Consider the following 20064-nt stretch of genomic DNA (forward strand, 5'->3'; position numbering starts at 1 on the left):
GACGAAAACTGACGAGTATTGGAGGAACTATGAAATTCAAGCTGACACGCAAGACAATTTTCGGGCTACTCATTGCCGCAGCCTTCACCATTGGCCTGGCCTTGCCCGCGCAAATCAGCCAAGCCTATGTTTACCTGACCTGCGATGACGGCACCGACCCTATCACCTGGAGCGAAGAGTGCGACGATTGCGCGCGCATGCATGTCAACACGGTCTCGTTCCCCGCCGGCAATCCGTTCACGACCGAAGTGAATGCCGCGATGGACACCTGGAATGCGGTGGAGCGTTCCAACTTCACCTTTATCAAATTGCTCGACACCAACGGCACATACGGCCACAACGATGTCAACGAAGTCGTCTTCGACGAGATTGACGGCCCGGGCGACACGCTGGCCGTGACACACACCTGGTACAACCTCTGCTATCCGTTTGACGATGCCGACATCAAAGAGGCGGATGTGATCTTCGATGTGGATGAAAATTGGTATACGTCGGCGTTTAGTTATACGTCGCCGAACATTCACTTCCGCACCGTCGCCGTGCACGAGTTCGGTCACGCGCTGGGCTTGAAACACGAAGACGACGTGCTCGACACGATGAATTCGTTTTACCCGAATGGCGGCCCGCTCTCGTACAGCAAACTGATGATCCCGACCGCCGACGCGCGGCAAGGGCTGCGCTTCCTCTACCCGCAAGGCGGCACCGCCAAACCCGATCTGGTCGCCTTGAATTACAAACGCACGGGCGCGGGGTCGAGCGCGCTGGTCAGCGGGCCTGCGGGCGCGGCGGATGGCACGAACGTGACGATTGAAAGCACATTCCAAAACATCGGCAGCGCCGCGTCAGGCAATTTCAACATCGGGTTTTATCTCTCGACCAACAACTACATCACGACCTTTGACACGTTGCTGGGCACCAACGTCGGCGCGCACGTTTCGGCGGGCGGCACGGTGACCTTCTCACGCACCTTGCACATTCCCGCCGGCACTCCGCCGGGCGTGTATTACCTGGGCGTGTTGCTGGACAAAGACAATAACGTGGACGAATGGGACAACAGCGCGGCCAACAACGGGCTGGCTCAACCGCGCACGATCACGATCTATTGATTGTGACAGTTGATGCGGTACACTGCGTGGCCGAGGGGATCAAGCGATCCTCTCGGCCACACGCTTCTTCTGGCTCATTACAACCTGGTTACCACAGAGGCACAGAGGCATAGAGAGAAAGAGAAGCTGCACGACACCTACGTGAATGCCCTTCTTGCTTTCTCTCTGTGACTCAGTGCCTCTGTGGCAAAACCCTCTTCAACCAAAAATGACACGTGAACGACTGCGCGCCGCCTTTGTCGGTTGCGGCGGCATCGCCGAACATTACTTGAGTGTGTACCGCGATCTCGCCGGTGTCAGTGTGGTGACCTGCATTGATCCCGATTTGAAGCGGGCCGCGCACGCGGCAGCACTGGCGACAAATGCCGAGCAAGCTAAACTGCAACCACGTACCACTGCCGATTTCAACGACGCACTGGCCGCCGATGTTGATGTCGTCGTCATCAACACCCCCAACCATTTGCATCGCGATCAAGCCGTGGCGGCGCTGGCGGCGGGCAAACACCTGCTGTTGCAAAAACCTGTGGCAACATCGTTGGCAGATGCCGTCGTGATTGCTGAAGCCGCTGCGCAAGCCGCACGACGCGGCGTCATCAGCGGGCTGTATCTCAGCTATTTCGATCAGCCCCTGATGCACGACCTGCGCGCAATGAATGAACAAGGCTGGTTTGGCGACATCGCGCATCTTTACGCGCGCCTGATGCATCGCGGCGGCTTGGCGGTCGCGCGGCAATTGCAACGCGGTGAAACCAATTGGCGGGCGTCGCTGGCGCAAACGGGCGGCGGTTGTTTTATCCAGTTGGCCGTGCATTATGTGCACCTCTTTCGCTGGTTGCTGGATTCGCCCATCGTGCGCGTCGCGGCGATGACCAAAAACCTGCACTGCCCCGGCATCGAAGGCGAAGACCTCGCCTGCGCGATTCTAGAATTTGGCAACGGCGCGCTGGCGACCTTGGATATGGCCTGGAACACGGCGGGCGAACAGCTTGCAGTGCACGGCACGCGCGGCACGGCTGAATACCTGGGCAATCAAACGCTGATTCTCGATTCGGATGCGGGCGCGTTCAACGGTAATGTCATCAAGTATGCCGCCAACAGCGCCAGCCAAGCGCCTGGCGCTCCCGGCGCGGCTGTCACGCAGCAAACCTTAACGATCACCGCGCCCTTGCTGGGCGAGGTGCATAATCCGTTCAACCAGCATCGGCTCTTTTTGGAGGCCGTGTGCGCTGGCCGCCCCGCGCCGGTTTCCATTGCCTCTGGCGTCGAAGATTTGCGCGTCGTGCACGCCGTTTATGAAGCGGCGCGCACGGGACAAGCCGTCAAGTTATAAACGCAGCGAAAGGAAACGAGTCGCTGCCGGTTGGCGAAGCCTTTGGAGTGCGCGCGGCACAGGCCGCCGCTTTGGTATGCCCTTCATTTCGTAAACGCCAAAGGACTACCAAAGCGGCGGCCTGTGCCGCACGCACTCCAAAGACGCGACACGTCAAACACAAACTTCACGATCACTGTTATGAAAGAACTAGGCATCGTCGCCGATGAAATCAGCCGTGACTTTCGCGCCGCCGCGCGCGTCGGCATGCAAGCGGGTTTGCGCCGCTACGAAATCCGTTTCTTGCAATCGGGCCGCGCGCCGCTGTGCGATGCCGCAGAGCTTGGCGAGATCGAACGCATCTGCGCGGGCGAAGGGCTGACACTGACCGCGCTCTCGCCGGGCTTGTTCAAATGGACGGACACGCCGGAAAAGTTTCGACACGAAATGGCCGAGGTTTTTCCGCGCGCGGTCGAATGGGCGCAGCGCTGGAAGCTGCCAGCCCTGATCGTCTTCGGTTTTCAGAAACCGGGCGCGACGGAGGCGAACGCGGACACGGTCATTGCCGAAGCACCGCCGCTGTGGGTGTTGGATTGTTTGGCCGAAGCGGCGGCACGGGCAAGCGCAGCCAACCTCAAACTGTTGATTGAACCGGAGCCAGTTTGCTTTGCCGATTCGGCAGCAGCAGCGGCACGAATGATTCGCGCAGTTGATTCGCCCGCGCTCGGCATCAACTACGACCCGTGCAACGATGCGTGGAGGTGGCGGCGCGATCCGCTGGCTGAGTTTGCCGAGGCGGCACCGTTCATCGCCAATGTCCACATCAAAGACCAGCTTGCTGCGCCGCGTGGCAGCGGCCTGCCTACCTGGGTCGTGCCGGGCGGCGGGATGCTGGATTGGCGCGGTCATTTGCGGGCAGTGAAAGAAAGCGGCTACGGCGGGCCGCTTTCGCTGGAGCCGCATATCAACGGCGAGCTGGAAACAATTCGACAATGCAAAGCGGCAGTGGAAACTTATCTGACGGAGCTTGAATGGCAATGAACTCTCACACGCTTTCACGACGCGCGTTCGTTACAGCAACAACGGCAACCGCCTGTGCGCACTTGCTGCCAAATCCGCGCGCGGCAGAACCGCTGGCAGAAGCATTGATAGACATTCACCAGCACACGCATTACTGGGGCCGCGACGACACGGGGCTGGTGATGCATCAGCAGGCCCTGGGCGCGACCAAAACTGTCTTGCTGCCGGGCGGGACATACGATGGGTTGGAAGGGTATATCTACAGCAACGAATCGTGCATGGCGCTGGTCAAACGCTACCCCGACAAGTTCGTGACGTTCGCCAACGAAACGACGCAAGCGCCGGATGCCCGCGCGACGATTGAGAAATACTTGAAGCAAGGCGCCATCGGCATCGGCGAACAGAAGTTCCGCGTCGAGAGTGATTCGGTGTATTCGCAGCGCATGGCCGAACTGGCGCAGGAATACAACGTGCCGATTCTGCTGCATTTTCAGTACGGCAAATTCAACACGAACTTCGCGCGCTTTGAGCAGATGCTCAAAAAGTTCCTCAAGGTCAATTTCATCGGCCACGCGCAATCGGTCTGGGGCAACGTTGATCTCAACCACGATCAGTCAGTGCTTTATCCAACCGGCAAAGTCACGCAAGGTGGTTTGACCGACCGCTGGTTGCGCGACTATCCGAATTTCTTTGCCGATCTCTCAGCAGGTTCGGGGTTGAATTCGGTCACGCGTGACGAAGAACACGCGCGCGGTTTTTTTGCGCGCCATCAAAACAAACTGCTCTATGGCAGCGACTGCCAAGACATTGATACGAAGGTGAAAGAGTGTTGCGGCATCCGCATGATCGAAGCCATTCACCGGCTGGCAAGTCCGGCAGTCGCGCGCAAGTTGCTGTACGAAAATGCGCGGCGCGTCTTGAAGATCAACTAACGAATCACCTGAAAGTGGCATGTTCAAGGCGCTGATGCCTGACCGCTGGTGCCTGACTCCTGACGAGCAAAACTCGTCGCATTTTCTGGTTTCAGGGGCCAGGCACCAGGGGTCAGGCATCAGGGAAGCTGGTTGCAACTCACGTTGTCCAACGCTTTTCTCTCGCAAAGGAACCTCTATGAAAAGAATCTTCCTCGTCACCCTCGTGCTGTTGTGCGGGGCGCTTACGGCTGCCGCCAAACCGCTAAAAGCCGGGCTGGCCCGCGCCGTCATTACGCCCGAACAACCGACCTGGCTGTCGGGGTATGCCGCACGCAACAAACCGTCGGAAGGCAAGCTGCACGACCTCTGGGTCAAGGCGCTGGCGCTAGAAGACGAACGCGGCAACCGCGTCGTACTCGTCACCAGCGACATCCTCGGCTTTTCGCGCGAGGTCGCCGCGACCATTGCCGGGCGCGCGCAACAGCAATTCGGGTTGCGCCGCGAACAGTTGATGCTCAACTCGTCGCACACGCACACCGCACCCATCGTGCGTTCCAATTTGATCGGTGCGTATGACCTCGACGCCGAACAAACCGCGCGCGTCGCTGCGTTTGCGGAACGGTTGCAAGATCAAGCCGTGCGCGTCATCGGCGCGGCGTTGCAAGACCTGGCCCCGGCCAAAATTTCGTTCGGGCACGGCGTGGGCGGCTTCGCCAGGAACCGCCGCCAACGCGCCGCCGATGGCAGCATCCGCATCGGCGTCAACGAGGCTGGCCCCGTAGACCATGACGTGCCCGTGCTGCTGATCGAATCTGAAGACGGCAAAACACGCGGCATTGTCTTCGGCTACGCCTGCCACAACACGACGCTGACGGGCGAGCATTACACTATCAGCGGCGATTATGCGGGCTTCGCGCAATTGGCTATCGAAGCCGAACATCCCGGCGCGACGGCCATGTTCGTGATGGGTTGCGGCGCCGACATCAATCCGTACCCGCGCAGCAAGCTCGAAAACGCCCAGGCTCACGGCACAGCATTGGCTGCCGTTGTCACGCAAGTTTTGCAAAGCAGCCGCCTGAACATCAGCGGCACATTCAAGACCGCGTTTGAACGCATCGCCCTGCCCTTCGGCCCGTTGCCCACGCGCGAAGAATTCACGGCACGGTTGAATGACAAAGATGTCTTCAAACAACGCCACGCCAAACGCATGCTCGAACGCTATGCGCGCGACGGGAAGCTGGCGGGCGACTATCCCTACACGATCCAGGTCTTCCAACTCGGCAAAGACTTCACGCTGATTGGGTTGGCGGGCGAAGTCGTAACCGATTATGTGTTGCGGCTCAAACGCGAATTGGGCGCGCGCGGCTTGTGGGTCGCGGGTTATACCAACGAAGTCATGGCTTACATCCCGTCGGCGCGGATGTTCAGCGAGGGCGGGTATGAAGTGGTGGATTCGATGATCTACTACGATCAGCCGGCTTCCTGGTCGCCAGCATTGGAAGAGAAGATCATCGGCAAAACACGTGAATTGGCGCGGCGGGTGGGACGGAAATCAACGAGATGAATCTGGGTACGCACCGCTTCCAGCGTGCAAGCGTGGCAGCAAACAAAAACGTGCTGAAGGGTTATACGTCAGCCTGAATTGGTCTGACGCCACACCTGCACGCTGGAAGCGGTGCGTACCCAGGTTCAACGCCTCAGCCAGCGTTCGAGAAACGCATACGCTTGTGCTCTTTGTTCGTCGGGAAATGAATGCGCTGCGTCGGGATAAACCGCCTGCAACCGTCCACCAACTCGAAACACCTTTTCATAGACTGGCTGTGCCGCCGCCACACAATCGCGCACGCCGTTCACCTCAAAATTCGCATCCCGCAACGGCGCATTGATGAATAGCGGACGCGGGGCCAGCGCCGCCAACACGTCCGGAAAATCAAACGGCATAAGCGCCGAGTCTTTGCCGAACTGTTCCGCGATGCGCGGCATATAGCGCACCCCGCTCCAGCCCGTCAAATCGCCGCCGTAGTACTTGCCAAACGAAGTGAAGCCGCAACTCGTCACGATGGCTTTGAGGCGTTCGTCAAACGCCGCGACAAACAGCGCATTGTGTCCGCCGAGCGAATGCCCGATGACGCCGAGGCGTTGGGCATTCACTTGCGGCAGGGATTGCAAGAGGTCTACGGCGCGCATGTGGTTGACGATGCCTTTCATGGTGCAACTGGCGTAACCGTGTTGATAAGGGTCAAAGCTGTTTTCACCGAGATACGGATAATCTGGGGCGAGGCAGACGAAGCCGCGTTCGGCCAGTTCTTGGGCGTAATGCAATTCGGGATTGCCGCCGAGGCCCGCCGGTTCGGCTTTGCCGATTTTGACGGTTTGATGCAGGCAGAGCATGGCGGGCGCGTGGCGCTTCGGGCGTTTGGGCACGAGCAAATAGGCGGGTACCCAATCGCCCGGCTCGCTCAAGTAGCAAATCTTGGTGCGGGTGAAGGCGGACAGGTCTTCGCGTTCGAGGGTCTCCATCTCAACGGCCTGTTTGGCACGCGGCGGCAATGCGCCCATCACGCGTTGCATGGCGGCGAGTGTGGCGGCGCGGGCTTGCTGCCATTCGGCGCGGTTATGCGGAGCGCGAGCTTGAGCAGGAAGGAAGAATGCGGCTGCCAATGAACGCAGCAACGCGCGGCGATTGAGCGTCGGGAGTCCGATTCGATTGCGCATAGCAGCGCGAAGTATAGAGGCTTTTTTTAACCGGCGTGAGGGCGTGCAAAAGCAAAAGAGCATGGAGTTCAGCCTACAGGCTGCCGGAGCGCACTAGGGGCGCGCCAGACAAGCTAAAGTTTGAACTCCATGCTCTTTTGCGAAGCATCAACGTTGGCCGCTTTACGTTAGGCCAGGAAGCCTAAGTCTTGCTGGCCGAAATTGGCGAGTTCAGGGAACAAGCCGGTCAATTGTGCGGTTGGTGCCCCGAACCATTTCGCCAGGGTCGCGCCGTATTGCGCCAGCGAGGTCGAGGGCAACAGTACGCCGCGATTGTCGGCAAACGCATTCGGGTCATACGCCGAATCGGCCTGATTCAGCAGCGGGAACTTGCCGTAAACCTGACCGCCCAGCACTGCGCCGCCGAGTGCCAGATAGTGGCTGCCCCAGCCGTGATCGGTGCCGGTGCCGCTGGGTTGCAAGCTGCGCCCGAAATCCGACAGCGTAAACGCCGTGACCTGATTGGCGATGCCCATCTCGACGGTCGCGTCATAAAACGCCTTCAACGCCTGGCTGACCTGTTGCAGCAACACCCATTGCTGGTAATCCTGCCCGCTGTGCGTGTCGAAGCCGCCCAGCCCGCAGAAAAAGACCTGCCGCCCGACCCCGGTTTGCGCGCGCAAACTGATGTAACGGGCGATGTCTTTTAACTGATTGCCAAGTTGGCTGCTGGGGAATACGGTCGTCAATCCGCCGTTGTTGCCGATGCCTTTGAGCAGGCCGTTGAGCGCCCAGGTATCGCTCATGATTTTGTCCGCCGCCGCGACGAGGCGATTGCTGTTATTGAGCGTGACCAGTTGCTTTTGCGCCGTAGCGCGGGCGTCGGTCGCAGCCAAGGGCCAGCCGCCGCTCATCGCGTATTGGCTCAGATCGTTGCCGGGTTGCAAACTCGTGCCCGACACGACCTGGCCGTTGCAAAACAGCGCCGCGCCATTAAATGAGATCGAAGCCGGAAAGGTTGAGTTCGCATTGTTCGCCTGCACCAAATCACAGATACGTCCGCCCCAGCCAGTATTCGCCGCCAAGCCCGCCTGCATTTGCACGACTTGATCGGAATGCGAAAACAGTTGCGTCGGCAGCGGCACCGCGTTTTGCTGATACTGCTGCTGTGTCGTCGGCTGGCTCAAGGTGCCCGTGTTGGCGACCACCGCCAGCTTGCCTTGCTGAAACAATTGCTGTAGCTCGACCATGCCGTAATTGAACGCGTACTGCCCGCCATTCGTGGTCGTGATCGGCAACAGGTGATTGCCGGTCAACGCCAGGCCGCCGCGTTTGGCTTGGTACACCGGGTATTCGCTGGCCGACATGGGAATGACCATGTTGTGGCCGTCGTTGCCGCCGAATAGGAATAGGCAGACCAGCGCTTTGTAATCCTGTGCCTGCGCGGCGGCGGCCTGTTCGAATTGACCGAGCGCGGCGACCATGCCCGCACTCAGGCCCGTGCTCGCCGTGAGTTTGAGAAAATTGCGTCGGGATAAATCTTGTTTCATTGTTTGTTCACCTCTTTTTGTCAGTGGTCAGTGGTCAGTGGCTAGTGGTCAGTGCGGGCAACCGCCACACGACTGACCACTAGCCACTGACCACTGACCACTTCTCTTTACCGAATCACCAAATACTCGCTCGACATCGCCGTCAGATAGAGCACGGTCAGGGCGCGGTGTTTGGCATCGGCCCCAGCGGTTTGCGACGTTTGCAACGCGGTTTGCAGCGTTTGGCGCATGCCGGGCGACATACGGCCATAGAGCAGCAAGGTGTCTACCGCATTGATGCAGGCCGTGTGATTGCCGCCCAGCGCAAACAGCCAGGACAAATCCCAGATGCCGGTGCTGTAGTAGTTCATAAAGCCCCACAGGAAGTTGCCGCTGTTGACCGTCTCGCCCGGCCCGTGAATCTGGAATTCGGGGCCGTTGAGCGGCGGCGACTGTTTCGGGATGCGATAGAGCGCCGAGTAATGACCGAAGACCGACGGGGCATTGAGAATGCTCTCGCCCATTTCGTCATAAACGTAGGCGTAGAGGCTCGGCGTAATCGTGCCGCCCAACGCGCGCATCAGCGCGATGTGCGTTTGCACGGGCGTGCGCAAGCGTCCGAAATCATTCGGCGGCGCGTCATTGCGCGCGTCCTGATCCATCAAAATGGCGCGGATGACGGCGGCCAGGTCGCCGCGCACGCCAAGGCCGTTGTTGTTGAAGACATTCACAACGCGCGTGACATACGCTGCTGACGGATTGCTCGTCACCAGCGCGTGAATCAGGCGGGTGCAGATGAATGGCCCGACGTTCGGGTGATTGAAGATCGTGTCAATCACGTCGTCCAGGTCTTTCTGGATGGTCTGATTCGCGGGCAGCGTCGTGCCCAGGAAGGTTTTTGAGTTGGTGTCGTGATAAGACGGCAGCGGATACAGCGGCCCCGGGTAGTAGTTCGGGTTCGGATAGGTCGGCGGTGTGCCGCTGCGGTTGAACGTCCAGCCGGTCAAGGCCAGCGCCAATTGCCGCACGTCGGTTTGGTTATAGGTCGGAATCGGTTTGTTGGCGGCGTCCAGCATCTGCGAACCGTCCGGATTGAGCTTGTACAGGCCGATGCTGAACAACTGCATCAATTCGCGCGCGTAATTTTCATTCGCGCCGCTCGCACCAAGCGGTTTGGTGCTGTTGACCATGTCCAGGAAATTGCCCATCGAAGCGTCGAGCGTGATTTCCTTGAGCAGGTTCTTGTAATTGCCAAAGGCGTGCTTGCTCAAAATCTGCTGCCAGGGGATGAGCATGTTCGGGTAATAGTTCTTGTTGCGCGAAATCGTGATGACTTCGCTGAGCGCGTAAATCACCCGCTGCCGCAACTGATCCTGCCCGTTGAGGAAGTGCAGGTAAAACTGATCGGTCATCTCGGTCGCCGTCGAGTTGATGCCATTCGGATAGACTGACTCGGGCGCGAGGAACTGCTCGTCCAGATATTGATTGATACCGACCTGCTTGACGTATGTCATCAACGCCGACGTCGGCCCAAAGGTCGCCTGATCCAGAAAGCGTCCGACAGCCAATGTTTGCGCATCGGGCGTCGGCGCGGGCGCGGGCGAGGGCGAGGGGGAAGGTGATGGACTTGGCGAAGGTGAAAGCACAGGACTCGGCGATGGTGATGGTGATGGCATCGGTGACGGCATCGGCGTTGGCGTGGGTGATGGCGGCGGCCCCAATACTACGGTCACAGTGGCCGTGGCTTGCCGCTCTGTATTGGCAGCCGCAGCCGCGCGAATCGTCACCGGCCCGGCAGGCACGGCATTCGGCGCAGTGTACAAACCGTTCGCTGAAATCGTGCCATTGACGCTGCCGCCCACCACGCCCCAATACACTTGGGTCGTTGGCGCGCCTGTGACGGTGGCGGTGAATTGCTGTTTGGCATACGTCGCCACCGTGGCTGTCGCGGGCGCAACTGTAATGACAATGCCTTGCCCGAATTCGACCAGTCGCGAACTCGAAGCAGCCGCCCCAGGATTCGTCACCGTGACGTAGCCGCTGCCCGATTGCAGCACATTGCTGGTGGCTTTTAACTGGCCCGCCGAAACATAGGTCGTCGGCAAGGCCACCCCGCCCAACTTGACGACCGCGCCGTTATAAAACGTATTGTTATTGCTATAGAGATCGAAGGTCGTATTGCCCAGCGGCACTTTGCTCGGTGACCACCAGTTAAACACCGCGACCGGATATACCACCGTCACCGCGCCGCTGCCCGAAACATTGGGATCGGCCACGCTCACGGCTTTGACCGTCACCGGATTGCCGGGCGGCAAGGCGGCGGGGGCTTTGTAATTCCCCGCCGCATCAATCGTCCCGACCGAGGCATTGCCGTTGGGGATGTTATTGACGCACCAGGTCACCGCCGTATTCGCCGCGCCGCTGACCGTCGCTTTGAATTGTTTGGTTGTGTTGAAAGGTAAGATCACTGTGACCGGATCCACCGTCACCGTCACTGCCAGGGGTGCTGCTGAAAAAGTCGTCGCATGAGCTGACGAGTTGGTTTGCACCAGGCAGAGACAGACCAGTACAAACAGCCCTGCGGCTGTCGCACGCCACCTGTTATTGAGACGCATAGCTTCTTTTTCCTTAAATCTGTTTGGCCCTAAATTAGTTTTGGGATTTTGTGGGGTACGCAAACACAGCGTTTGCGCGCTAGCGTGTGCATGACCCGTCCGCCAGGCATGGTTAGGGTGAATCCCAGTCCATGCGACGTGCGCATGACACGAAAACAATTAACGGACTAACACGTGGGAGAGAGAGGAGTGCTGCGCTTTTGGGGAACGGCGGCGACTTTCGGCATTTGACCGCCAGGGCATCGGGCAGCAGGGGCATCTACGGTTTCGCCGCTAAACGATGGGCGGCGGGGATGCATATTGGTGAGAGAAAAAACTTTTTCAGGGAATCTTGTTTGGGGCGCTTGCAGCTACCAACCGCACAGGTAAATCCTGGCACTGCGAATACCGTATCGCAGCCTGTCAGTTGGCAGCGGGCTGCCGCAAAGAAATTGACGGGGAAGCGGAGGGAGGCTGAATTCAAAGCCGCCAACAAGAGCACTTGAGCGGCTTAACTGATTCCTGATTCCCGCTAGCTGGAAAATCAGCCGGCATTTTCCAACTATAGATTTCAAGATAATGCTTTTCCGTAGCAAGCCCGCGAAGGCGGGCGACAGCATAAAGCCCAGGGCGTTAGCCCTGGGTGGCGACAGGGTGAGCAGTAAGCCCGTGAAATGGGCGACAGACCAGTCTCTGCCGCCCGTTTCACGGGCTTACTGCTCATGCAACCGGCACCAGGGTTGCGGCTGCGCCTTCACCCTGGGATCTATGCTGGCCACCCGCTGCGCGGGTTCAATTCGGAAATTCTTTTTCTTGAAATCTATAGCAGGAATCAGGAGTCAGGAATCAGTGTAATGTCTTTGGCGGGTGTTTTGAGGACTTTGCAAAAGCCCTGCTGGCAGCCTGCGGTACGGTCGAATAACTTTGGCATATCCGGACCGCCGACATATACTGCCGCGCGCCGACCTCACCGCGCGCACAGCAAGGCAGTCTTCCCCCAGGTTCCAGTTTGGAACGGAATCAAAATTCAGCGCCATGATCAGCGAGAGGATTTATCCGATGAAACTCCGAAATCAATTTTCTTCCAAGTCAGTTCTCACCAGCCGCGCACAGTTGCACGTTGTTCAATTCGGCGCGCTCGTCTGCGTCAATTTGCTCTTGTTCAGCGGGCTGAGTTTCATTGGCAATGCGCGTGGCTTCAGCGCGCCGTTTCAAACGCCAGCGGCGTTCAGTTCCCTGTCCGCCGCCAGTTTTGAAACTAACCTCACGCCCGAAGGCATCGCCGCCGGTTTTGGCAGCAATCTCGCACCGAGTACCGCATCGGCCACCACCACGCCGCTGCCGACCACGCTCAACACGATTTCGGTGACGGTCAACGGTGTCAACGCGGGGTTGTTCTTTGTCTCATCAGGCCAGATCAACTATTTGATCCCGGCGGGCACGGCGGCGGGTGAAGCAACCGTCAATGTCTTGCGTAGCGGCGTCATCACGCACACCGGCAAAGTGACCATCGTCAGCGCCGCACCCGCCATCTTCACCGCCAACTCCAACGGCACAGGCGTCCCCGCCGCCATCGTCTTGCGTGTGGCGACGAACGGCGCGCAAACCACCGAAACCATCGCCCAACTGGTCAGCAATCGCTGGCAAACCAAAGCCATCAACCTGGGGCCGACGGGCGAGCGCGTCTTTCTGATTTTGTTTCTCTGCGGCATTCGCGGCTTGCCTAACAGCGATGGCAACAGCGGCAACGGCGTGGCCGAGAATGTGCGCGTGTTGATCGGTGGCATCGAACAGACACCGATATTCGCCAACAAACAGGGCGGCCTCGTGGGTGTAGATCAGATCAACGTCGAAATCCCGCGCGAATTGCTGGGGCGCGGCAAAATCAAAACCGCAGTGATTGGCGGCGGACTCTCTTCGCTCGAAGTCGAAATCGAAATCGCGGGCGCGACGGGCACGAACCCGCCGACCGTGACGAGTTTCGCGCCCACGCTCGCCACCGCAAGCGAAACACTCAACATCAACGGCGTCGGCTTTTCGACGGTGGCCGCGAACAACCTGGTGCGCGTCAATGGGCTGGAAACCTCGGTCGAATCGGCTGCGGCCACGCAATTGATCGTGCGTGTGCCTTACGGCGCGGAAGCCGGCCGCGTCATCGTGCGCACGACAACCGGCGAGGGTTCGAGCAACAGCGATGTCAGCGTGCGCACGACCATCAGCGGTCTCACCACCGACACGAATGGAAATCCGCTGCCCGGCGTCGAAGTCAGCTATGGCGCATTCAAAACCACGACGCGCAATGACGGCACCTATCTGTTGCGCGATGTGCCCGCCGGTTTCGGCACGCTCAAAATTGACCCGTCAAAATTGTCACTGACCCCGGCGATGCAACCCTACAGCAAAATCGCCACGGCCACCGCCAACCGCGACAACCTGCAAACCACCACCGCGCTGCAAACCGTCTCTGGCGAAGCCGCTTCGATTCAAACGCAAGGCAGCGGCGCGGCTGAAGAAGGCGACTTCACGCAACACCGCCTGCTCGCGCCCAACGGCACGATCACGACCGGCAATGTGACATTCAGTTTTGACGACAACACGGTCGGCACCTTTCCCGCCGGTGTCACCGATGGCCGCATTTACCTGACGGTGCTCACCAACAGCCGCACGCCGACGCCGCTGCCCGCCGGGATTTTCAGTTCGACCATTGCGCAACTTTCACCCATCGGCGTCAAACTCGCGCCGGGCGGCAAGCTGACGTTTCCCAACACCGACGGCTTGGCGGCGAATGCACAGGCGCGGCTTTACAAACTGGATCAAACCGCTGGCAGCCCGACGCTGGGCCAGTTCGTTGACGTAGGCGTCGCCACCGTTTCCGCCGACGGCCAGCGCGTCGAAACCGGCGCGAATGCGATCACCGAAACCAGCATCTATTTCGCCGCGCTCGCGCGTCCGCTGACCACCGTCACGGGCCGCGTGGTAGACAGCGATAACACAACGCCCGTGCGCCGCGCGCTGGTCACTTTGCGCGGGCAACAAACGTTCACGGATGGCAACGGCAGCTTTACGCTGCGCAACATTCCCGTCCCGGCCAATAACCTGCTGAACATCGAAGCCAGTTTCGTGCGACCAACTGGCCGTACCGACAGCGTGACGCGCAACAACATCGCCGTCGGCGCGAACGGGCTGACGCACATCACGCCCGACTTGGTGCTGCCTTCGCCAACGACGCAACCCAATCGTCCGCCGTCATTGATCGCGCCGACGCTGCTGACCGCTACCGAAGGCCAGACGCGCAACATCCCGCTGGTGGTGAGCGATCCTGATTCCGATCAACCCGTGCAACTGGTTCTGACCAGCCCCAACTTCGTCACGCTGGTGCTCATTCAAAACATCGCCAACATACGCATCGCCCCGCCCGCAGGCTCGGCGGGAACGTATCCGCTGACCTTGAAGGCCACCGATAACCAGAACGCCGTCACGACGCTGAACGCCTCGCTCACCGTCACGGGCAATCGCGCGCCTGTGCTATCCGTGCCGCTGGCGCAAACGGCCAGCGTTGGACAGCAACTCGCCTTCAACGTTTCGGCGTCAGACCCGGATGCGGATCAGACAGTAACGCTGATGGCAACCAGTCTGCCCAGCGGCGCAAGCTTCGTGCAGACGAGCGCGACGACCGGGCGCTTTACCTGGACGCCCACCGCCAATCAAACCGGCCTGGCGACCGCGACCTTCACGGCCACCGACAACGGCAGCCCAGTCATGACCGACCGCAAGTCAGTGGCGATCAACGTCGGCGGCGCAATTACGCAATGGGCGCAAACGGCGGGGCCAGAGGGCGCGGTGATCAGAGTTTTGTTGGTCAGCGGCAACAATTTCTTTGCCGGCACCGATGGCGGCGTCTTCCGTTCGGCCAATGATGGAGCCAGTTGGACGCCCGCCAACAACGGCTTGGCTGGCCAGTTCGTCTCAGCACTGACGACCAACGGGACGGCGTTGTTTGCGGGCACCTACGGAACCAGTCTGCTGGGCGGCGCTGGTATTTTCCGTTCGACCGACAACGGAGCGAATTGGACGCCCGCCAGTAACGGGTTGAGCACGCCGAATGTTTTCGCTTTGGGCGCGAGCGGCACTACGGTGTTTGCGGGTCTGGTGTCCGGCGGGATTGCTCGCACCACCGACAACGGCGCGAATTGGGCCGCCACCGGCGCGGGGTTGAGCCAACAACTCGTCTACGCTTTTGCCGCGCTTGGCTCCAACGTCTTCGCGGGCACGCTGACAGGCGGCGTCTTCCGTTCAACTGACAATGGCACGAATTGGACAGCCGTCAACACAGGGTTGACCTTTCCCTCGATTTCATCCTTCGCCGTCATCAACACGACGCTTTTTGCGGGCACCAATGGCGGCGGGGTTTTCCGTTCGACCGACAATGGCGCGAACTGGACGGCGGTCAATGCGGGTTTGGGCATTCAGGCCATTTCCTCATTGGCCGTGAGCGGGACGACGCTCTATGCCGGATCGCAGGTGGGCGGCGTCTTCCGTTCGACCGACAACGGCGCGAATTGGTCGGCGGTCAACAACGGCCTGGCGAATCAGTTCATCAATGCGCTGGCCGCGCGCGGCACAGCCGTGGTCGCGGGCGCGAACAGCGGGGCTTTGCGCAGTGCCGATAGCGGCGCGAATTGGGCCGCCGCCAACACGGGCCTCAGCGGGCAATTCATTTTTGCGCTGGCCGTCAACGGCGCGAATCTGTTCGCCAGCACCTATAGCGGCGTCTTCCGCACGACGAACAACGGCGCGGCCTGGACGCTGGTCAACAACGGGCTGGGCAATCGCATCATTCTGTCGTTGCTGGTGACGGGCACGACGCTCTATGCCGGCAGCGAAGGCGATGGCGTCTTCCGCACGACCGACAACGGCGCGAATTGGACGCCCGCCAACAATGGCTTGCTGGATCGCGCGATTACGGGCTTGGCGATGAGCGGCAATACGTTATTCGCCGCGACGGCGGGCAGCGGGATTTATCGTTCGACCGACAACGGCGCTACGTGGACGGGAGCGAATACAGGTTTGGGCAGCTTGAATATCCTGTCCATCGTCGCCAGCGGTAGTACGGTCTTTGTCGGCACCGATCAAGCGGGCGTCTTCCGCTCCACCGACGGCGGCAACAATTGGGCGGCGGTGAATACGGGCCTCTCCAGCCTCACGGCCTATTCGCTGGGACTGAACGGCACGACGCTCTTTGTCGGCACCCCCACCGGCCTCTTCCGCAGCAGCGACAACGGCGCGACCTGGACGGCGGCCAACACCGGCCTCACCGGCGTGCTGGTGTCATCCTTTGCCGCCAGCGGTCAGAACCTGTTCGTCGGTTCAGCCTTTGGCGGCGTCTTCCGCTCAATCAATAACGGCGGACTCTGGACGCCTTTCAACGAAGGTCTCCCTAACCTCTTTGTCAAAGCCCTCGTCGTCAGCGGCAACAGCCTGGCGGCAGGCAATATCGGCAGTTCGGTGTTCACCCGGCCGTTGCCGTAACGAAGTACCTCGCGGGAAAAGAACTTTGGCAAAACCACGGGGGACACGGGGGACACGGGGGACACGGGGACAGCGAAACAGCGAAAAGGTACGTAAACATTGAGCAACGCACGTCGTCCGATGCTTGCTCTCCCCCGCGCTCCCCGTGGTTTTCTTTTTCTTGATGGAGTTCGGCCTTTAGGCTACCGGGCGCGTGGCGTTGGTTTGTCTGCTGATTCATCCGGCAGTCCGGCATAAAGGGACTTCAATTCTTGGCTAAATCCCGAAAGGGTTTGCTCCCTGTCGCCAGGATCACCCCCTGCTCATTGCGCAGTTCGTAACTGATGTTGCCTGTGGTATCGCCAGCCGGCGCTAGAAACGGCAACCGGCCTTGCTTGGTCGTCATGATCGCCTGTTTGGTATCGGACGTGCTGGCGGTGTGAATCGTCATGGCGATCATCCCCAAAGGCTCACGCGCCAGAATCTCGAATTCGATGGTGACATTCTCGGCGGTTTCCGCCACCTGGCGCACGATCACTTTGACATCCCCCGGCTGAACCGGGTCTTTTTTCGCGTCGGGGGCTGGCTCCGTTTCGGCGGGCGGATTGCCATCCTCGACTTTGCCGGTCGGATAGTTGGCCGTTTGAAGCACGCTCTTTTCGCCGGGCCGGGGCGGTCGTGGACGGCCGTCGTCTTCCTCAACTTGCTCGACGGGCACATCGCCGGGTTGACCGATTGGATTCGGCGCGAGATTGCGCGGCGAGCGATTTTCGGCAATGACCTGTTGCCGCCCGCCTGACCCAAAAGCGCCATTCTGCGTCAACAACGGCGCGCCTTGTTCGTCGAGAATGGTCAGCAAATAGCTCTTGCCGCTGCCCTGGAGCGGAAATACCTGCTCTTGTCCCGGAGCGATTTCGATCTGCATCGCGGGTTGCGGGCGTTCCTGCTCGCCATCGCTGAGCGCCCATTTGACCGTGCCGCGAAACCGATAGCGGTTGTTGCGATTTTGCAGCGTCACCAGCAATTGACCGTCTTTGGCCTCGATGACGCCTTGCAGCATCGGCGGGGCAAATTCCTTGAAATCGTCGAGTTCGATTTCATCCTGATGTTTTTGTGTGGAAGCGGCGCCTGAAGTCTTGGCTGGCGGTGGAGCAATCAACTGTGCGGCGTCAGGCTCACGCAGCGGATCGCCGCTAATCAGATAATCTGTCCGAGGCGTCCCGCCGGCCTTTTTGCTGGCGACAGGAGTTGTCGCACGACTGGTTTCACCGCCTTTGCGTTCGCGCGGATTGGCGCGTTCGGTGAGCGCGTGTCCGCTCGCCCCCAGGGCTGCGCCGGGCGCTTCGTAGCGAAAAACGGTGTATTCGGAAATTAACTTGGCGAGCACGAGTTTGCGCCCGAATTCCGTGGCTTGTTGCGTGCTGGCAAATTGACCGCCGACGCGCACGCGGTAAAAGACGCCTTTGCCGCTCACTTCGCCTATCAACCAATACGCATGCAGGCCGCGCTCGCGCAACCCGCCGGTCAAAGCTTCGGCTTCGGCTCGCGTTTGCACCGCCGCCACCTGCACAGCGAATCCATTCTGCGCCTGCACACCGACTGCGACGCCAGCCCAGAGCGCCAAAGATAGACACAACCAGAGAGTTCGCACCAAAGCCATCATCACATTCTCACTCATCTTTTCACACGGGCCACATGGGTCACACGGGCCTTTGGTCAGCTATGAAAATAGCAGCACTGATAAATTCAAACTTAACCGAACCACGGCGCGCGGGATGCGAGGACTTGCCGGGTTCGCAGACCAGCTTGGCTAACCCAGTTTGGCTAACCCAGTTTGGCCAACCCAGTTTGGCCAACTTAGCCCCAACGTGGTCAAGGTCGGGCCAGGATTATGGCGGCACTGTTTTGTGCGCGCACCTACCTTGCTACTTCAACCGTTGAGAATTGCCTGGCGCACGGGTGAGAGTGACGCAAGGATCTGTGTGTAGAAATGAGCTATGGGGCCTTGTCGTTACGGGTTTCGGATCAAGCAGGGATGCTGTTTCGGGGTGCAGCGTGAACGCAAAATTAAAGGGCAAAGCGTCTCAGCCACGAGCGGCACTATAGCAAACTCAGCGCGGCTTGCCTACCAGGATTTCCTGCGCAGGAATGCGAATAAGAGATGTCTGGTCAAAGCTTTCGTCCATGAACGCGAAAGCCGCTCTGGGAACGCCGGGTTGGCATTGCAGAGCGGCTCAATACGTTGGTCATCAAAAAAGACTACGATTTCTTAGGCGCAGGTTTCGCGTCAGGTTTGGCCGCCGGTTTGGTTGGCGCCGCCGGAGCCGGAGCCGCCGGAGCAGGTGTGGCAGGCGGAGCCTTGACCATCTCGTTGCCAGCCGCTTCCCAAGCCATGTTGCCGCCCAGTAAGGCTCCCGCGTTCGTGAAGCCAGCTTTTTGCAAGAGCAGCGCCGCACGGGCGCTCGTGTGTTCGGACGGTCAGCTACAGTACGCAATAATGCGTTTGTCTTTGGGCAAATCTTTGAAATCGCCCTGTTCTAACCGCGACAACCCATGCTCAAGCGCGCCTTTGACGTGGGCAGCTTTATAAGCGTCAGGGCCGCGCACATCAATGATGATCGCTTTGCCGCTGTCAATAGCAGCTTTGGCTTCCGCCACTGGCACGCGCGGAATCGAATCTTCAGGGTTTTGCGCGGGGGCCGCCGCCGCCGCCGCCGCAGGCGCACTTTGAACTGCGCCATTCGCCGCTGGCAACGGACTGGCCACAGGCACCGTTCCGGGGGGTGACACAGCCGCTGTTGGTTGCTGGCAGGCCGTGCCCAACCCAGCCAGCAACGCCAAAAGTGCGCTGCGCGTTAGGAGGTTGAGTTTATCCATAAGGTTCATTTCCTCAGCGTGATCCGCTCAGTAAAACTTGCGGGGTTCAGCGTTTGTTGGTTGTGCTGCGCTTTGCCTTGAACCGGTTCGCAGCCAGATGAGTGCTTGCACTGTTTGACCAATGCCAGCCGTAGTGTACACGAAGCCTTTAACAGCGACAATCCTGCGCCTGCCTCTCGTTAATCTTTGCGTTTGATTTTTGGCCCTCCCTTAGCGATGATGGCATGCCTGTGCCACTTCCCCCGCTTGTCCCGTTTGAAATGCTCGTGGTGCTCGGCTCCACCCTAACCCGTTCACATTTCATTGCACCGTTGCTTACCGGTAATGCCGTTAGCTTGTTATTTTGTATCCGAACGTGTTGAAGAAGCTTTCAAAATTTATTCTCTGCTGTTTGTTGCTCATTCTCTTTTCCACTTGCGCCTGGAAGGCCGTTGACGCCGTGGCCGAATCCACTTCCGCCACGCCTGCGTCGCAGGAAAACCCTGCCGCCACACTGCCCGCGCCGCCCAAACC

The 20064-nt window shown here is 59.6% G+C and carries 12 protein-coding genes; 6 read left to right on the top strand and 6 right to left on the bottom strand.

The features are described 5' to 3' along the window. The first annotated feature begins 29 nt into the window (after positions 1–29). The 5 genes from HY011_17645 (at position 30) to HY011_17665 (ending at position 5913) form a co-directional block, all read left to right on the top strand. Positions 30–1106 (top strand): matrixin family metalloprotease, encoded by a 1077-nt coding sequence (locus HY011_17645; protein MBI3424762.1) that lies wholly within the window; start codon positions 30–32, stop codon positions 1104–1106. A gap of 208 nt (positions 1107–1314) precedes the next feature. Then, complete coding sequence (locus tag HY011_17650) at positions 1315–2436, top strand: Gfo/Idh/MocA family oxidoreductase (GenBank protein MBI3424763.1); 1122 nt, start codon at positions 1315–1317, stop codon at positions 2434–2436. 180 nt (positions 2437–2616) lie between these two features. Next, entirely contained in the window at positions 2617–3456 is an 840-nt protein-coding gene (locus HY011_17655; protein MBI3424764.1) for a sugar phosphate isomerase/epimerase, read from the top strand. Beyond that, positions 3453–4367, top strand: coding sequence for an amidohydrolase family protein (locus HY011_17660; protein ID MBI3424765.1), 915 nt, complete (start codon positions 3453–3455; stop codon positions 4365–4367). The genes HY011_17655 and HY011_17660 overlap by 4 nt, the downstream gene beginning before the upstream one ends. A 178-nt stretch (positions 4368–4545) precedes the next feature. Next, entirely contained in the window at positions 4546–5913 is a 1368-nt protein-coding gene (locus HY011_17665) for a neutral/alkaline non-lysosomal ceramidase N-terminal domain-containing protein (GenBank protein ID MBI3424766.1), read from the top strand. 125 nt (positions 5914–6038) lie between these two features. Here HY011_17665 and HY011_17670 read toward each other — a convergent pair whose 3' ends face one another. From HY011_17670 to HY011_17680, 3 genes are all read right to left on the bottom strand, one after another. Further along, positions 6039–7064, bottom strand: coding sequence for an alpha/beta fold hydrolase (locus HY011_17670; protein ID MBI3424767.1), 1026 nt, complete (start codon positions 7062–7064; stop codon positions 6039–6041). A 167-nt stretch (positions 7065–7231) separates the two neighbouring features. Further along, a complete protein-coding gene (locus tag HY011_17675; GenBank protein MBI3424768.1) occupies positions 7232–8593 on the bottom strand; it encodes a DUF1501 domain-containing protein in 1362 nt (453 codons plus the stop codon). A gap of 107 nt (positions 8594–8700) precedes the next feature. Next, positions 8701–11187 (bottom strand): DUF1800 family protein, encoded by a 2487-nt coding sequence (locus HY011_17680; protein ID MBI3424769.1) that lies wholly within the window; start codon positions 11185–11187, stop codon positions 8701–8703. Between the two features lie 1038 nt (positions 11188–12225). Between HY011_17680 and HY011_17685 the strand changes: the two genes are divergently transcribed. Beyond that, a complete protein-coding gene (locus HY011_17685) occupies positions 12226–16695 on the top strand; it encodes an IPT/TIG domain-containing protein (GenBank protein ID MBI3424770.1) in 4470 nt (1489 codons plus the stop codon). Positions 16696–16939: 244 nt separating this feature from the next. Here HY011_17685 and HY011_17690 read toward each other — a convergent pair whose 3' ends face one another. The 3 genes from HY011_17690 to HY011_17700 form a co-directional block, all read right to left on the bottom strand. Beyond that, on the bottom strand, positions 16940–18352 hold the full coding sequence (locus tag HY011_17690) for an SPOR domain-containing protein (GenBank protein MBI3424771.1): 1413 nt from the start codon (positions 18350–18352) through the stop codon (positions 16940–16942). 581 nt (positions 18353–18933) lie between these two features. After that, complete coding sequence (locus tag HY011_17695) at positions 18934–19116, bottom strand: hypothetical protein (protein ID MBI3424772.1); 183 nt, start codon at positions 19114–19116, stop codon at positions 18934–18936. Positions 19117–19152: 36 nt separating this feature from the next. Beyond that, positions 19153–19551, bottom strand: coding sequence for a rhodanese-like domain-containing protein (locus tag HY011_17700; GenBank protein MBI3424773.1), 399 nt, complete (start codon positions 19549–19551; stop codon positions 19153–19155). Between the last annotated feature and the right edge of the window lie 513 nt (positions 19552–20064).

This window comes from Acidobacteriota bacterium, from assembly GCA_016196035.1.
Taxonomy (GTDB): Bacteria; Acidobacteriota; Blastocatellia; order RBC074; family RBC074; genus JACPYM01.

Bases quoted from the DNA above. Each gene is read 5' to 3' on its own strand.
- HY011_17680 (MBI3424769.1), bottom strand. From the start codon at position 11,187: ATGCGTCTCAATAACAGGTGGCGTGCGACAGCCGCAGGGCTGTTTGTA.
- HY011_17660 (MBI3424765.1), top strand. From the start codon at position 3,453: ATGAACTCTCACACGCTTTCACGACGCGCGTTCGTTACAGCAACAACG.
- HY011_17670 (MBI3424767.1), bottom strand. From the start codon at position 7,064: ATGCGCAATCGAATCGGACTCCCGACGCTCAATCGCCGCGCGTTGCTG.
- HY011_17675 (MBI3424768.1), bottom strand. From the start codon at position 8,593: ATGAAACAAGATTTATCCCGACGCAATTTTCTCAAACTCACGGCGAGC.
- HY011_17690 (MBI3424771.1), bottom strand. From the start codon at position 18,352: ATGAGTGAGAATGTGATGATGGCTTTGGTGCGAACTCTCTGGTTGTGT.
- HY011_17645 (MBI3424762.1), top strand. From the start codon at position 30: ATGAAATTCAAGCTGACACGCAAGACAATTTTCGGGCTACTCATTGCC.
- HY011_17650 (MBI3424763.1), top strand. From the start codon at position 1,315: ATGACACGTGAACGACTGCGCGCCGCCTTTGTCGGTTGCGGCGGCATC.
- HY011_17685 (MBI3424770.1), top strand. From the start codon at position 12,226: ATGAAACTCCGAAATCAATTTTCTTCCAAGTCAGTTCTCACCAGCCGC.
- HY011_17655 (MBI3424764.1), top strand. From the start codon at position 2,617: ATGAAAGAACTAGGCATCGTCGCCGATGAAATCAGCCGTGACTTTCGC.
- HY011_17700 (MBI3424773.1), bottom strand. From the start codon at position 19,551: ATGGATAAACTCAACCTCCTAACGCGCAGCGCACTTTTGGCGTTGCTG.
- HY011_17665 (MBI3424766.1), top strand. From the start codon at position 4,546: ATGAAAAGAATCTTCCTCGTCACCCTCGTGCTGTTGTGCGGGGCGCTT.